This is a genomic window from Xylanimonas ulmi (genome assembly GCF_004216535.1).
GTDB classification, from domain to species: Bacteria; Actinomycetota; Actinomycetes; order Actinomycetales; family Cellulomonadaceae; genus Xylanimonas; species Xylanimonas ulmi.
Window position 1 is genome coordinate 2040878 of the sequence record NZ_SGWX01000001.1, and the last position, 13842, is coordinate 2054719.

Consider the following 13842-nt stretch of genomic DNA (forward strand, 5'->3'; position numbering starts at 1 on the left):
CGTCGGGGCGGGATGGCCACCACGGTAGCCTTGCCACCCGGGAGCGCCAGACGGGTCCTCCACGAACGGGCCGGTGATCGAACCCACGTTGGATCCGGTCGGCGCGTCGGGTATCCTGTCGTGGTTGCCCAGCGTCAGTTGGGCCCCCAGAACCTCTTCCATCACCACGTTGGTGCTGCGTCCGCGCAGTGGCCGCGTGCACGACCCACAGGAGACACCGTGGCTGCCAACTGCGACGTCTGCGGCAAGGGCCCGGGCTTCGGGCACAGCATCTCGCACTCACACATCCGCACGAAGCGCCGCTGGAACCCCAACATCCAGCGTGTGCGCGCCGTGGTCGCGGGCACGCCCAAGCGCGTGAACGTGTGCACCTCGTGCCTCAAGGCCGGTAAGGTCACGCGCGCCATCTGAGCGCCGCACCACGGAGCCCGTCGGGTCACCCCGGCGGGCTCTTTCGTGCGCCCGCGGCAGGTCGCCATCGATTGCCAAGAATTCGTGAACGATGGCCGAACGCCCCTGTGGAATCGGGGCCGCTGGTGGCACGCTGGTGCGCATGACGGTGGATCTCGAAGGCGTGACCATCCGGCCCGCCACCCCAGATGACGCACTGCGCATCGCGCAGGTGCACGTGACGTCATGGCAGGGCGCGTACGCAGGCCTGCTTCCGGCCGACTACCTCACCGACCTCGACCCCGAGACACGGGTGCGCCACTGGGCCACCGTGCTCGGAGCCAAGGGCGCGACGGCGTCGGAGGGACATGTCCTCGTGGCCGAGCACGGCAGCCGCACGCTCGGCTTCGCCAGCTTCGGTCCGTCGGGTGACGAGGACGCCGATCCCGGCACACACGAGCTGTACGCCATGTACCTCGAGCCCGACGCGTGGGGGCGAGGCGTCGCGCGCGAGCTCATGCGGACCGTCCTGACCCTGGTGCCGCAGGGCGTCGACTTCACACTGTGGGTGTTGGCGGGCAACTCACGCGCCCAGCACTTCTACCATCGCCACGGCTTCCGCCCCGACGGCGTCGAGCGCATCGACGAGATCGGCGGCACGCCCCTGACCGAGCTGCGCTACCGCCGCGCCGTGTGAGGTCGTGTGAGGTCCAGGGCGCGCGGCCATCGCCCTAGAGGCCGCCGTCCGTCGGCTCTCGCGCCTGCGCCCGGGTTGTCGCCCGGACTCTCACGCCGGGGCCGGGATCACGCCCGGAAGTGGTCCCAGCCCGGCCCGACGGGGGGCGTCGCGCCATCGAGGGTGACGCCCGGCGCGCCATCGGTGGCGCGAACCGACCCGATGCGGCGGAATCCCGCGGGCAGCGCGGCGGCGGGCGGGAACGTGGCGAGCAGCCCGTGGTCCTCCCCGCCCGACAGCGCCCAGCGCAGCGGCGCGCCGTCGTCGCCCAGCGCCGCCGCGGCCGACGCGAGCGCCCTCCTGTCGCCTGCGAGCGCCGCCGCCTCGATGTCGAGGACGACGCCGCTGGCCAGCGCGATCCGACCGGCGTCGCGCAGCAGCCCGTCGGACACGTCGAGCATCGCCGTCGCGCCCGCCACGGCGGCCGCGGGCCCGGCCTCCAGCGGCGGCGCGGGCCGCAGGAACCCGGCAACGAACCGTGCGATCGGCTCCCCCGCGCCCGACGGCGCCGCGTCGGGCGCGCCGCTGCCCGCGCCGTCGTCGGGCCGCGCCACCCCGGCCTCCAGCAGCGCGAGCCCAGCGGCGGAGTGCCCCAGGACACCCGCATGCGCGACGACGTCGCCCGGGCGCGCCCCGGAGCGCAGCACGGGGGCGCGCCCGCCAAGGTCGCCGTGCACGGCGACCGAGACCATGAGCATCTCGCCACCCGACAGGTCACCGCCGACGACGGCGGCGCCCGTGACCGCGCAGGCGTCAGCCAGCCCGCGCGACAGCCCCTCGACCCAGGCGACCTCGGTGTCGCCGGGCACCACGAGCGCGACCACGAGCGCCGTCGGGCGCCCGCCCATCGCGGCGACGTCGGCGAGGTTCTGCGCGGCGGCGCGCACGCCGACGTCGTACCCGGTTGACCAGCGGCGGCGGAAGTGGCGGTCTTCGACCAGGACGTCGGTGGAGACGACGTAGCGCCCGTCGGGGGCAGCGACCACGGCGGCGTCGTCGCCCGGGCCGATGATCGTGGCGCCTCCGGCGGGCAGGAGCGGGAAGATGCGGGCCAGCAGCCCGGACTCGTCGAGGTCGCGTACGCGCGTCGTCACCTGACGACCCTAATGGCGCGCGGGCGCGGGTACCGTGGGCGCGTGCTCCGCCGTGCCCTGCCCGCGTCGCTCCTGGTCGCCCTCGTCCCCGCGCTGGCGGCCTGCACGCCCACGATCGCCGTCGACGCCGCGCCCGACGCGGCCAACCCCGCGTGCGCGCCCGTCATGCTGGCGCTGCCCGACGTGCTGGCGGGCGACCTGGACAAGGCGCGCACGGCCGCGCAGGCGACCGCCGCGTGGGGCACGGGCGGGGCCGCCGTGACGCTGCGCTGCGGCGTCACACCTCCCGGGCCCTCGCCGGACTGCCAGCAGGTCGAGTCGAACGCCGGCACGGTGGACTGGATCGTCGAGGCGGGCGACGACGGGACGTGGCGGTTCACGACGTTCGGCCGCGACCCCGCGATCGAGGTCATCGCGCCGCCCGCGGTCACCGAGAACCACTCGACATCCTTCATCGCCGACCTCGCCCCCGCCATCACCAAAATCCCCCAATCAACCCCCTGCACCTAACCCACCCCACCCCACCCCACCCACCGCCGAGATACCGGTCCTCGGTCATCTGGCGCACGAGGGGCGCCCGAGGACCGGTACCTCGACGGGATTCCGGTACCTCGCCGGGGTGGGTCCGGGGGGTCCGGGGGGTGGGTCGGGGTGGGGGGTGCGGGTGGTTAGCGGAGGCCGGTGGGGCGGGTGAGGGCCTGCTGGATGAGGTCGTCGAGCAGGGCCGGGTAGGAGACGCCCGAGGCGGCCCACATGCGCGGGTACATCGAGAACGGCGTGAAGCCCGGCATGGTGTTGATCTCGTTGACGATGACGCGCTCGTCGGGCGTGACGAACACGTCGACACGGGACAGGCCCTCCGCGCCGACGGCGTCGAACGTCCGCACCGCGAGCGAGCGCACCTGCGCCACGACGCGGTCGGGCAGGTCGGCCGGGCAGCGCAGCTCGACATGCGACTCGTCCAGGTACTTGGCCTCGAAGTCGTAGAAGCCGTGCGCACTGTGGTCGACGACGATCTCGCCTGGCAGCGACGCGCGCGCCGGACCGCCGTCGCGCCCACCCAGCACCGCGCACTCGATCTCGCGCCCCTCGATGCCCTGCTCGACGATCACCTTCGGGTCGTGCCGCTGCGCCTCGGCGACGGCGGCGGGCAGGTCGTCCAGGTCGTCGACACGCGTGATGCCGAGCGAGGAGCCCGCGCGCGCGGGCTTGACGAACACCGGCAGCCCAAGGCTCGCGACGGCCGCGACGCACTCCTCGCGGCGCGTGGCCCAGTCGCGCGCCGCAATCACCGTGTAGGGGCCGACGGGGATGCCCTGGCCCTCAAGCACCAGCTTCATGAAGTGCTTGTCCATGCCGACCGCCGAGGCGAGCACGCCCGCGCCGACGTACCGCACGTCGGCGAGCTCCAACAGCCCCTGCACGGTGCCGTCCTCGCCGAACGGGCCGTGCAGCAGCGGGAAGACGACGTCGACCTCACCCAGCACGGTGGGCACGGCGCCCGGCTCGAGCACGCGCAAGGTCCGCTCGCCCGCGGTGAGCGAGAGCACGACCTCGCCGGCGTCGTCGCCCGTGACCTCGGGCAGCCGGCCGTCCACGATCTGCCAGCGCTCGGGGTCGTCCGCCGCGACGACCCAGCGGCCGTCGCGCGTGATGCCCACGGGCACGACGTCGTACTTGTCGCGGTCGATGGCGCGCAGCACCCCCGCGGCGGTCGCCGCCGAGATGGCGTGCTCACCCGAGCGCCCACCGAACAGGAGGGCGACGCGGGTGCGGCGGGGCGCCTCGGCGCAGGCGTCGGCGGCGGACGTGCTGGGGGCGGGCTGCTCGGACATCGAGGGCGACCCTACCCGACCGCGCAGGCCCTTCGGCCCGCTGTCAGCAGCGGGTCCGACGCCGGGGCGCCGGGTCCCGGCAGCGGGTCCGACGCCGGCGCGCGAGGCCGCCTCAGAGCGCCGCCCGCCGGTCCTGCTCCAACTGCCGCAACTGCTTGCGCAGGATCTTGCCCGAGGCCGATTTGGGCACCGCCTCGACGAACTCGACCGACCGGACCTTCTTGTACGGCGCGACGTGCGCGGCGACGTACTGCGCGACGTCGTCGGGCGCCAGTTCGGCGCCCGCCGAGGGCACGACGTATGCCTTGGGGACCTCGCCGGCCTCGTCGTCGGGCAGGCCGATGACCGCCGCGTCGGCGATCGACGGGTGCCGCAGCAGCAGCGCCTCCAGCTCGGCGGGCGCGACTTGGTACGCCTTGTACTTGATGAGCTCCTTGAGGCGGTCGACCACGGTGAAGACGCCGTCCTCGTCGATCGTGACGATGTCGCCGGTGTGCAGGAACCCGTCGGCGTCGATGGCGTCGCGCGTCGCAGCGGCGTCGTCGAGGTAGCCGACCATGACGTTCGGGCCGCGGCACAGCAGCTCACCGGTCGTGGCGTCCTGGCCGGTCGCGGGGTCGACGACGCGGGCCTCCATGTTGGGCACGAGCAGCCCGATCGACCCCGAGGAGATGTCGGGCCGGTCGACCGGGACGACATGCGAGACGGGGCTCATCTCGCTCATGCCGTACCCCTGCGTCACACGCACTCCGAGCCGCTGGGCGACGGCGTCGGCGAGGCCGGCGTCGAACGGGGCGGCGCCCGACAGAACCACACGCACGCTCGACAGGTCCCTGGTGGCGACCAGCGGGTGCTTGGCCAGCGCGAGCGCCATGGGCGGGGCGACGAACAGGTACGTGGCCCGCTCGCGCTCGCACACGTCGAGGAACTGGGCGAGGTCGAACCGCGGAAGCGTGACGACGCGGGCCCGCAGGTGCAGCGCGAGGTTGAGCAGCACCGTCATGCCGTAGATGTGGAAGAACGGCAGCACGGCCGGGATGACCTCGTCGGGCGCGGCTCCCATGGGCGGCAACGCCTGAACGACGTTGGCGACCAGGTTGCGGTGCGTGAGCATGACGCCCTTGGGCAGTCCCATGGTCCCCGAGGAGTACGGCAGCGCCGCCAGGTGGGTGCTGGGGTCGAGCGTCACCTCGGGCGCCGGTGCGCCGACCGCGAGCAGGTCCGCGAGCGCCGGGAACCCCGCGGCGCCGTCGAGCACGACGACGTCGCTCACCCCCGCCGCCGCGGCGCCCTCGACGGCCGCGGCCAGCAGCGGCGAGACCGTCACGAGCGCGCGGGCCTGCGACGCGGACAGTTGGCGCGCGATCTCCTCACCGGTCGACAGCGCGTTGAGCGTGGTGACGGTGGCGCCGGCGCGCAGCAGCCCGTGGAACACCGAGGCGAACGCGGGCGAGTTGGGGCTGTGCAGCGCGACGACGTCGCCGACGCCGATCCCGTGGGCCGCGAACGCCCCGGCGATCGCGTCGACCTGGGCCCGCAGGCCGCGGTAGGTGGTGGTCTCGCCCGTGGGGCCGTCAACGAGGGCGACACGGTCGAGGTCGGCGTCGTCGAGGGACGCGAACAGGAAGTCGTACAGCGTCAGATCGGGAATGTCGACGTCGGGATACTGGCTTCGCACGACCATGGGCGGTTCCCTCCCCTGAAGCGGCGCCATCGTCGCTCCTCACCTCGGACCTTAGTGATAGGAAAGCGTCATGCCAATGCCGATCCTGGACGACGACCTGCTGCTCACGATCCGGGGCAGGGCGGCGATCCACGACAGGGAGAACGACTACTTCGACGACGACCTGGCGGACCTCAAGGCGTCGGGCTACCTGGCGGCGCTCGTGCCGACCGACCTGGGCGGCCCGGGTCTGGGCCTGCGGGACGTCGCGCGCGAGCAGGGCCGCCTCGCGGGCGCGGCGCCGGCCACGGCGCTCGCGATCAACATGCACCACGTGTGGACCGGCGTCGCGCGGTTCCTGCACGATCGCGGCGACGCGTCCATGGACTGGCTGCTGCGGGAGGCGCTCGACGGGGAGGTCTTCGCGTTCGGGTACTCCGAGGCGGGCAACGACCTGGTCCTGCTGGGCTCGCGCACGCAGGCGCGCCCCGACGGCGCGGGCGGGTACACGTTCCACGGCAAGAAGATCTTCACGTCCAACTCCCCCGGGTGGACGCGCCTGGGCGTCATGGGCCTGGACGAGACCACCGACCCCGACAACCCCGTGATCGTGCACGCGTTCATCACGCGCGACGGCGGCGGGTTCGAGATCCTCGACGACTGGGACACCCTCGGCATGCGGGCCTCCCAGTCGCGCACCACGGTGCTCGACGGCGCGCACGCCCCCGCCGACCGGGTCATGCGCAAGGTCGCTCCCGGCCCGTCGCTCGACCCGTACGTGCTGGGCATCTTCACGAGCTTCGAGCTGCTGTTGGCGAGCGTCTACGCCGGGATCGCGGACCGGGCGCTCGCGCTCGCGGTCGAGTCGGTGACCAAGCGACGGTCGATGAAGTCCGGCAAGGCGTACTCACAGGACCCGGACATCCGCTGGCGCCTGGCCTCGGCGGCGCTCGCGCAGGACGGGATCTGGCCGCAGCTCGACCAGGCTGCGGGCGCCATCGACGCGGGCGAGAACCTGGGCGCGGCGTGGTTCCGTCAGACGGCGGGCGTGAAGGTGCGCGCGACCGAGACGGCCCGCTACGTGGTCGACGAGGCGATCCGCTCGGCGGGCGGGTCGACGTACTTCAACCGCTCCGAGCTCGGGCGCCTGTACCGTGACGTGCTCGCCGGGATCTTCCACCCCTCGGACGACGAGTCCGCGCACGCGACCGTGGCCCAGTCGCTGCTGGGGCCGCTCGCGTGACCGATCGCGTGACCCGCCTGTACGACGCCGCCGAGCCCGCCGACATCGCCGCCGTCGCCGAGATCCTGCGCGACGGCGGCATCGCCGCGCTGCCCACCGAGACCGTGTACGGGCTGGCGGGCGACGCGCTCGACGCCGACGTGGTCGGCGCGATCTACGCGGCCAAGGGGCGTCCGTCGGACAACCCGTTGATCGTGCACCTCGCCGGGGTCGACGAGCTGCTGCGCGTGGTGCGCCAGACGCCGCCGGCCGCGCTGCGGCTCGCCGAGCGCTTCTGGCCTGGCCCCCTCACGGTGGTGCTGCCCCGCCGGCCGATCGTGCCCGACCGCGTGACGGCCGGGCTCGACACCGTGGCCGTGCGGGTGCCGGCCCACGACGCGTTCCGGGCAGTGCTGCGGGCGGCGGGGACGCCGCTGGCCGCGCCGTCGGCCAACCGCGCCGGCTCGCCGAGCCCGACGACGGCGCAGCACGTGCTGCACGACCTGTCCGGCCGCATCCCCGCGGTGCTCGACGGCGGGCCGTGCGACGTCGGCGTGGAGTCGACAGTGGTGGACCTGACGAGCACCCCGCCCCGCCTGCTGCGGCCCGGCGGCGTCTCGCTCGAGGAGTTGCGCGAGGTGCTCGGCGACGTCGACGTCGACCCCGCCGTCGTCGGCGACCTGGCCCCGGACCGCGCGCCCGGGGCGCCCGGCATGAAGTACCGGCACTACGCTCCCGCGGCGCCCCTGGTGGTGGTCGAGGGGACGACGGCGCAGGCGGCGGCCTATGTCCGCGCACAGGGGCTCGCCCATCCCGCGGTGCTGTGCTTCGAGGAGGAGGCGGCCGCGTTCGACGGGCTCGACGTCGTCACCTACGGGCGCGCGGGCGACCCGCGGAGCCTGGCGCACGGCCTGTTCGACGCCTTGCGCGCGCTCGACCGGCCAGAGGTGTCCCGCATCTTCGCCCGCTGCCCCGAAGCCGACGACGGGCTCAACCGCGCCGTGCGCAACCGGCTGCTCAAGGCCGCGGCATTCCAGGTAGTGCGCGCCCCCGAGCCGACAGGCGGGTAGCCGCTGCCTCACTCCCGCGCGGGCGCGTGTGGGACGGCGCGTCGGCAGGGCGGGCGGTGATCGTAGGCTTCCGCGCATGGACCTCTCCCCCGCCACCACCGCCGTCACCGCCGGCCGCCCGCCACGCGTGCAGGGCGGTCCGGTCAACCCTCCCGTGGTGCTCAGCTCGACGTACGTCTCCCAGGGCGTTCCCGGACCCGAGCTGCTCTACACGCGCGGGGGAACCGAGACGTGGGCGCCGTTCGAGGAGGCGCTCGGCCGCCTGGAGGGCGCCACGCGCCCGGCGGTCGTGTTCGGCTCGGGCATGGCGGCCGTGGCGGCCGCGCTGTCCCTGGTTCCCGACGGCGGCGTGCTCGTTGTCCCGCGCCACGCCTACCAGGTGAGCCTCGGGTACGCCGACGACCTCGCGGCGCGGCACGGAGTCGAGGTGCGCCGCGTCGACATCACCGACACCGACCAGGTGATCGCGGCCTTCGACGGCGCCGACGTCGCGCTGCTCGAGTCGCCCACCAACCCCATGCTTGAGGTCGCCGACCTGCCCGCGCTGCTGGCCGCGGCGCGCGCGGCGGGTGTGCGCACCGTCGTCGACAACACCTTCGCCACGCCGCTCGGGCAGAACCCGCTCGCGCTCGGCGCCGACGTCGTGCTGCACTCGGTGACCAAATACCTGGCGGGTCACTCCGACGTCGTGCTCGGCGCCTGCGTGACCGACGACGCCGATCTGGACGCGACCCTGCGCGCCTACCGCACGCTGCACGGGGCGATCGCCGGCCCGTTCGAGGTGTGGCTCGCGCTGCGCGGGCTGCGCACGCTGCACCTGCGGGTCGAGCGCGCGCAGGCCAACGCCGCGGTGCTGGCCGCGCGGCTGGCCGAGCACCCCGCCGTCGCGCAGGTCCGCCACCCCTCGCTGCCGGGCGACCCGGGGCACGAGCGCGCGGCCCGCCAGATGCGCGGCTTCGGCGCGATCGTGGGCCTGCGGCCGATCGGCGGCGCCGCCGCAGCGGACGCCGTCGTCGCCGCGCTGCGCCTTTGGGTGCCGGCGACGTCGCTGGGCGGCGTCGAGTCGACGCTGGAGCGCCGCCGCCGCTTCGCGACCGAGTCGCCGACCGTGCCCGAGGACCTGCTGCGGCTGTCGGTCGGCGTCGAGGACGTCGAGGACCTGTGGGCCGACCTCGACCAGGCGCTGCGCGCAGTGCTGTGATCGACGCGCGGTGAGCGACACACTGTGAGCGACGCGCGGCGCGCCTCAGGCCGCGTCCAGGCCCCGCGCGGCCTACCGTCGGGGTACCGACAGCGGAGGTGCCCCATGCGTCGCAGGACCACGATGACGGCGGCCCTGGTCGCCGTCCTGCTCACGGCCGCCGGGTGCGCCACCACCGACGACGCGCCGGCCTCGCCGGCGCCGACGGCGACCGACAGCCCGGCGGCGAGCCCGACCGCGAGCCCGAGCCCGACGCCGTCGCCGGGCGAAGACCCGAGCCAGGAGCCCGGCGACGCGACGAGCGAGGGCCCCGGCGGACCGGCGTTCGAGGACCCCGCGAACGTCGTGACCGCCGAGCCGACCGCCGCGGGCGCCGGGCTCACCGTGACCGACGTGCGCGCGGCCACGCATGACGGCTTCGACCGCGTGGTGTTCGACCTCGGCGGCGCGGGCGCGCCCGGGTGGCGGGTCGAGTACGTCGACGACGCGCTCGACGACGGCTCGGGCCTGCCCGTCGAGGTGGCGGGCGGCGCCGTGCTCCAGGTGCGCATCTCGGGGGTCGGTCTGCCGATGGACACGGGCGTCGAGGAGTACGCGGGCGACGTGGTCACCCTCCCGGGCGGGGCGGTGCGTCAGGTCGTCTACCGCTTCATGTTCGAGGGGTACGCGACGGCGTTCCTCGGCGTCGACGAGCCTCGACCCTTCCGTGTGTTCGCGCTCCAGGACCCCGCGCGGGTCGTGGTCGACATCGAGCGCTGAGGCGCCCGGCGGCGCGCCTGCGATACTGGGAGCTCAGCGCTTGCGACGGCGCAGGTGGAGGAGAACCACCCTGGCTCCGTACGGAGGTGCGTCGGCATGACTGCTACGTCTACGTCGCGACAGCGTGACATCGCCCTGGTCGCCCACGACAACATGAAGGTCGAGCTCCTGCGCTGGGCCGAGTACAACCGGCAGGTGCTCTCCCAGCACCGGCTCTACGCCACCGGCACGACAGGCACGATGCTGGAGTTCGAGCTCGGGCTTCCGGTGCGCCGGTTCCTGTCTGGACCGGTCGGCGGCGACCAGCAGATCGGCGCCCGGATCGCCGAGGGGAGCATCGGGGTGCTCATCTTCTTCTGGGACCCGCTTGAGGCGCAGCCGCACGACCCCGACGTCAAGGCGCTGCTGCGCATCGGCGCCGTGTGGAACGTGCCGATGGCCTGCAACGTCGCCACCGCCGACATGCTCATCTCCTCGCCGCTGCTGTCCAGCGACTACGAGCACCGGCGCCCGGACCTGACGCCACGGGGCTGGGACGGCGACGGCGTCCACGCGGGCGAGATGGCCCGCGACCCGCTGGACGTCGGCTGAGGCCTCAGACCCCTTCGGCCTTCTGCGGCCGCGACAGCAGTGCCGGGCCGAGGTCCGCGACGGGCATCGCGCCCGTCACGACGGCGACGACTCCGGCCGTGATGGGCATCTCGACGCCGTGCTTGCGCGCCAGGTCGAGCACCGACTGCGAGGACTTGACGCCCTCGGCGGTTCCGCCTGTCGCGGCGATCGCCTCATCGAGGGTCAGGCCCTGGCCCAGGTGCTTGCCGAGCGTGTGGTTGCGGCTGAGCGGTGAGGCGCACGTCGCGACCAGGTCGCCCATGCCGGCCAGGCCCGCGAAGGTCTCGGCGTCGGCGCCCAGTGCGAGGCCGAGGCGCGTGATCTCCACGAGGCCGCGGGTGATGAGCGAGGCCGTGGTGTTCCACCCGTAGCCGAGCCCCTGCGCGATGCCGACGGCCAGCGCGATGACGTTCTTGACCGCGCCGCACAGTTCGACGCCGACGACGTCGTCGTTGGTGTACGGGCGGAAGTACGACGTCGTGCAGGCGCGCGCGACCAGCCGCGCGGTGTCCGGGCTGGTCGAGGCCACCACGGTCGCCGTCGGCTGGGCGACGGCGATCTCCTTGGCCAGGTTGGGGCCCGAGACCACGGCGACCCGGTCGGCGTCGACGCCGAGCGCCGCGGCGACGACCTCGCTCATGAGCCGGTCGGTCGACAGTTCGACGCCCTTCATGAGCGAGACGACGACGGCGCCGGGCTCGACCAGGTGCGCCATGGCGCCGAGCGTGTCTCGGGCGACCTGCGACGGGACCGCGGCGACCACGATCGACGCCCCGGACAGGGCGGCCGCGGCGTCGGTGGTGCCGGTGATCGTCGCGGGCAGGTCGACGCCCGGCAGGTACTTCTCGTTGCGGTGCTCCTCGGTGACGGCGCGCGCGACGGCGTCGTCGCGGCCCCACAGTCGCACCCGGCAGCCGGCGTCGGCGAGCACCTTGGCGAACGTCGTGCCCCAGGCGCCCGCGCCGAGGACGGCGACGACGGGGGCGGGGGCGGGGGCGGGGGCGGCCGCGGCGCTCACGGGCGCTCCACCGGCGGGTAGACGGTCTGCTTCTTCTCGTACTCGGGGTGCTTGCGCAGGTCGAACCGGGCGGCCGGCGCCTTCTCGCCGCGCAATGCCTCGAGCTCGGTGGTGATGGCGTCCAGGACGCGCGTGGTCGCCTCGCGCAGCGTGGCGGCGTTCTGTGGCCGGTCGTACAGGTCGGACAGGTCGACGGCGGGGCCCGCCTGGAGCTTGACGCGCTTGCGCGGGAACGGGCGCAGCACTCGCCCGTAGCGCGCCAGCAGGTCGCCCGCTCCCCACTGGGCCACAGGGATGACGGGCAGGCGCGTGGCGAGCGCGATGCGGGCCAGGCCTGTCTTGCCCTCCATGGGCCACAGGTCGGGGTCGCGCGTGATGGTGCCCTCGGGGAAGATCGCCACGCACGCGCCGTCGCCGAGCTCGTGCCGCGCGGCGTCGAGCGAGCGGCCGGCGTCGGCCGTGCCCCGGTCGACCGGGATCATGCGCGTGGCGCGCAGGATCGAGCCGATGACGGGCGTGGTGAACAACCCACGTTTGGCCAGGATGCGCGGCTCGTACCCGTGGTCGTACAGGTAGTGCGCGAAGGTCAGCGCGTCGATCTCGGTCGCGTGGTTGGCGGCGGCGATGAACCCCCCGGACTTGGGCAGGTTCTCGTCGCCGGTCCACTCGTACCGCGCGACCAGGAACATCAGATGCCGCACGAGCCACGCGATCGCGCGATAGGCGCGGGAGTCGGGGCGGGCGACGGAGTGGGCGATCACGGCCCCCAAGCGTACTGGCTCAGTCGCGTGACACGTCCGCGCCGAGGGCGACGAGCTTGTCCTGGAAGCTCTCATACCCCCGGTCGATGAGGCTGATGCCCCGCACGGTCGAGGCGCCCTTGGCCGTCAGCGCGGCGATGAGGTGCGAGAACCCGCCGCGCAGGTCGGGCACCTCGATGTCGGCGGCCGCCAGCGGTGTCGGGCCTGACACGACGGCCGAGTGGTGGAAGTTGCGCTGCCCGAACCGGCAGTCCCCCCCGCCCAGGCACTCCTTGTAGACCTGGATGGTGGCGCCCATCTGGCGCAGCGCCTGCGTGAACCCGAACCGGTTCTCATACACCGTCTCGTGCACGATCGACAGGCCCGTGGCCTGGGTGAGCGCGACGACGAGTGGCTGCTGCCAGTCGGTCATGAAGCCCGGGTGCACGTCGGTCTCCAGCACGATGGCGCGCAGGTCGTCGCCCGGGTGCCAGAACCGGATGCCGTCCTCCTGCACGTCGAACTTGCCGCCGACCTTCCGGAAGGTGTTGAGGAAGGTCATCATCTCGGGCTGGGTGGCGCCCTTGATGGTGACGTCGCCCCTCGTGGCCAGCGCGGCCGAGGCCCATGAGGCGGCCTCGATGCGGTCGGCCAGCGCGGTGTGGCTAAAGCCCTCGAGGCGGTCGACGCCCTCGATGCGGATGACGCGGTCGGTGTCGACCGAGATGATCGCGCCCATCTTCTGCAGCACCGCGATCAGGTCCATGATCTCGGGCTCGATCGCCGCGTTGCGCAGCTCGGTGATGCCTTCGGCGCGCACAGCCGTCAGCAGCAGTTGTTCGGTCGAGCCGACCGACGGGTACTCCAGGGTGAACTTGGTGCCCTGCAGGCGGCGCGGGGCGCGCAGGTGGATGCCGTTGGGCCGCTTGTCCACCACCGCGCCGAACTGGCGCAGGATGTCCAGGTGGTAGTTGATCGGCCGGTCGCCGATCCGGCACCCGCCCAGATCGGGGATGAACGCCTCACCCAACCGGTGCAGCAGCGGGCCGCAGAAGAGGATCGGGATGCGGCTGGACCCGGCGTGCGCGTCGATGTCGGCCATGTGCGCCGACTCGACGTTCGACGGGTCGAGGTCGAGGATGCCGGCGTCCGAGTCGTACTTGACGTTGACGCCGTGCAACTCCAGCAGGCCCGAGACCACACCGACGTCGCGGATCTGAGGGACGTTGCGCAGCACGCTGGCGGTCTCTCCGAGGAGCGAGGCGACCATCGCCTTCGAGACGAAGTTCTTGGCCCCCCGCACGGTGATGGTGCCCTCGAGCGGGTTGCCGCCGTTGACGTACAGCAGGTCGTTCATCGGATCGTGTCGTCCTGTCCCTCGGTAAGGCGCCGGTGCGCCGGCGCGGTCGATCCTCCCCCTGGGGATCCGTGGTTGCCAACACGCTGGCACGCCCGGTTGTTTCCGTTCACCACACCTTCACGCGCCCTCCGTCGGGTCGCGC

General features: G+C 73.6%; 14 protein-coding genes. 8 read left to right on the top strand and 6 right to left on the bottom strand.

Annotated features, from left to right (window positions below; all coding sequences use genetic code 11):
• Nucleotides 1-219 precede the first annotated feature (219 nt).
• Together rpmB and EV386_RS09455 are read left to right on the top strand one after the other, a co-directional pair.
• Entirely contained in the window at nt 220-411 is a 192-nt protein-coding gene (rpmB, locus tag EV386_RS09450; RefSeq protein WP_111251620.1) for a 50S ribosomal protein L28, read from the top strand.
• Nucleotides 412-553: 142 nt separating this feature from the next.
• Nucleotides 554-1087: a GNAT family N-acetyltransferase gene (locus EV386_RS09455; RefSeq protein WP_130414414.1), complete on the top strand. Its 534-nt coding sequence runs from the start codon at nt 554-556 to the stop codon at nt 1085-1087.
• Between the two features lie 107 nt (nt 1088-1194).
• Here the strand turns inward: EV386_RS09455 and EV386_RS09460 are convergent, their stop codons facing one another.
• Complete coding sequence (locus EV386_RS09460; RefSeq protein WP_130414416.1) at nt 1195-2220, bottom strand: thiamine-phosphate kinase; 1026 nt, start codon at nt 2218-2220, stop codon at nt 1195-1197.
• A gap of 42 nt (nt 2221-2262) precedes the next feature.
• Here EV386_RS09460 and EV386_RS09465 point away from each other — a divergent pair, with 42 nt between their 5' ends.
• Nucleotides 2263-2730 (top strand): DUF3515 family protein, encoded by a 468-nt coding sequence (locus EV386_RS09465; protein WP_130414418.1) that lies wholly within the window; start codon nt 2263-2265, stop codon nt 2728-2730.
• A 158-nt stretch (nt 2731-2888) separates the two neighbouring features.
• Here the strand turns inward: EV386_RS09465 and EV386_RS09470 are convergent, their stop codons facing one another.
• Both EV386_RS09470 and EV386_RS09475 read right to left on the bottom strand, forming a co-directional pair.
• Nucleotides 2889-4055 carry a D-alanine--D-alanine ligase family protein gene (locus EV386_RS09470; protein ID WP_130414420.1) on the bottom strand — a complete coding sequence of 389 codons (1167 nt, stop codon included), beginning with the start codon at nt 4053-4055 and terminating at the stop codon, nt 2889-2891.
• A gap of 112 nt (nt 4056-4167) precedes the next feature.
• Nucleotides 4168-5739, bottom strand: coding sequence for an AMP-binding protein (locus EV386_RS09475; protein ID WP_130414422.1), 1572 nt, complete (start codon nt 5737-5739; stop codon nt 4168-4170).
• 70 nt (nt 5740-5809) lie between these two features.
• Between EV386_RS09475 and EV386_RS09480 the strand changes: the two genes are divergently transcribed.
• The 5 genes from EV386_RS09480 to EV386_RS09500 all read left to right on the top strand — a co-directional run bounded on the left by EV386_RS09480 (nt 5810) and on the right by EV386_RS09500 (nt 10561).
• Nucleotides 5810-6961 carry an acyl-CoA dehydrogenase family protein gene (locus EV386_RS09480; protein WP_130414424.1) on the top strand — a complete coding sequence of 384 codons (1152 nt, stop codon included), beginning with the start codon at nt 5810-5812 and terminating at the stop codon, nt 6959-6961.
• A complete protein-coding gene (locus tag EV386_RS09485; RefSeq protein WP_242607901.1) occupies nt 6958-8010 on the top strand; it encodes an L-threonylcarbamoyladenylate synthase in 1053 nt (350 codons plus the stop codon). The genes EV386_RS09480 and EV386_RS09485 overlap by 4 nt, the downstream gene beginning before the upstream one ends.
• Nucleotides 8011-8086: 76 nt before the next feature.
• Nucleotides 8087-9211, top strand: a complete 1125-nt coding sequence (locus EV386_RS09490) for a trans-sulfuration enzyme family protein (RefSeq protein WP_130414428.1) — start codon at nt 8087-8089, stop codon at nt 9209-9211.
• Between the two features lie 105 nt (nt 9212-9316).
• Nucleotides 9317-9970: an AMIN-like domain-containing (lipo)protein gene (locus EV386_RS09495; protein ID WP_207216507.1), complete on the top strand. Its 654-nt coding sequence runs from the start codon at nt 9317-9319 to the stop codon at nt 9968-9970.
• Between the two features lie 96 nt (nt 9971-10066).
• Entirely contained in the window at nt 10067-10561 is a 495-nt protein-coding gene (locus EV386_RS09500) for a methylglyoxal synthase (protein WP_130414430.1), read from the top strand.
• A gap of 4 nt (nt 10562-10565) precedes the next feature.
• On the opposite strand, the gene EV386_RS09505 is transcribed toward EV386_RS09500, so the two are convergent.
• Genes EV386_RS09505 through murA form a run of 3 tightly spaced genes read right to left on the bottom strand, consistent with a single transcriptional unit; the run spans nt 10566 to nt 13697 of the window.
• Nucleotides 10566-11600, bottom strand: coding sequence for an NAD(P)H-dependent glycerol-3-phosphate dehydrogenase (locus EV386_RS09505; RefSeq protein WP_130414432.1), 1035 nt, complete (start codon nt 11598-11600; stop codon nt 10566-10568).
• Nucleotides 11597-12361 carry a lysophospholipid acyltransferase family protein gene (locus EV386_RS09510; protein ID WP_423218969.1) on the bottom strand — a complete coding sequence of 255 codons (765 nt, stop codon included), beginning with the start codon at nt 12359-12361 and terminating at the stop codon, nt 11597-11599. The genes EV386_RS09505 and EV386_RS09510 overlap by 4 nt, the downstream gene beginning before the upstream one ends.
• 19 nt (nt 12362-12380) lie before the next feature.
• On the bottom strand, nt 12381-13697 hold the full coding sequence (gene murA / locus EV386_RS09515) for a UDP-N-acetylglucosamine 1-carboxyvinyltransferase (RefSeq protein WP_130414436.1): 1317 nt from the start codon (nt 13695-13697) through the stop codon (nt 12381-12383).
• Nucleotides 13698-13842: the final 145 nt, after the last annotated feature.

Excerpts from the sequence above, each read along its gene's own strand:
- EV386_RS09490 (WP_130414428.1), top strand. The coding sequence starts at position 8,087 with ATGGACCTCTCCCCCGCCACCACCGCCGTCACCGCCGGCCGCCCGCCA.
- EV386_RS09455 (WP_130414414.1), top strand. The coding sequence starts at position 554 with ATGACGGTGGATCTCGAAGGCGTGACCATCCGGCCCGCCACCCCAGAT.
- EV386_RS09495 (WP_207216507.1), top strand. The coding sequence starts at position 9,317 with ATGCGTCGCAGGACCACGATGACGGCGGCCCTGGTCGCCGTCCTGCTC.
- murA (WP_130414436.1), bottom strand. The coding sequence starts at position 13,697 with ATGAACGACCTGCTGTACGTCAACGGCGGCAACCCGCTCGAGGGCACC.
- EV386_RS09470 (WP_130414420.1), bottom strand. The coding sequence starts at position 4,055 with ATGTCCGAGCAGCCCGCCCCCAGCACGTCCGCCGCCGACGCCTGCGCC.
- EV386_RS09500 (WP_130414430.1), top strand. The coding sequence starts at position 10,067 with ATGACTGCTACGTCTACGTCGCGACAGCGTGACATCGCCCTGGTCGCC.
- EV386_RS09480 (WP_130414424.1), top strand. The coding sequence starts at position 5,810 with ATGCCAATGCCGATCCTGGACGACGACCTGCTGCTCACGATCCGGGGC.
- EV386_RS09475 (WP_130414422.1), bottom strand. The coding sequence starts at position 5,739 with ATGGTCGTGCGAAGCCAGTATCCCGACGTCGACATTCCCGATCTGACG.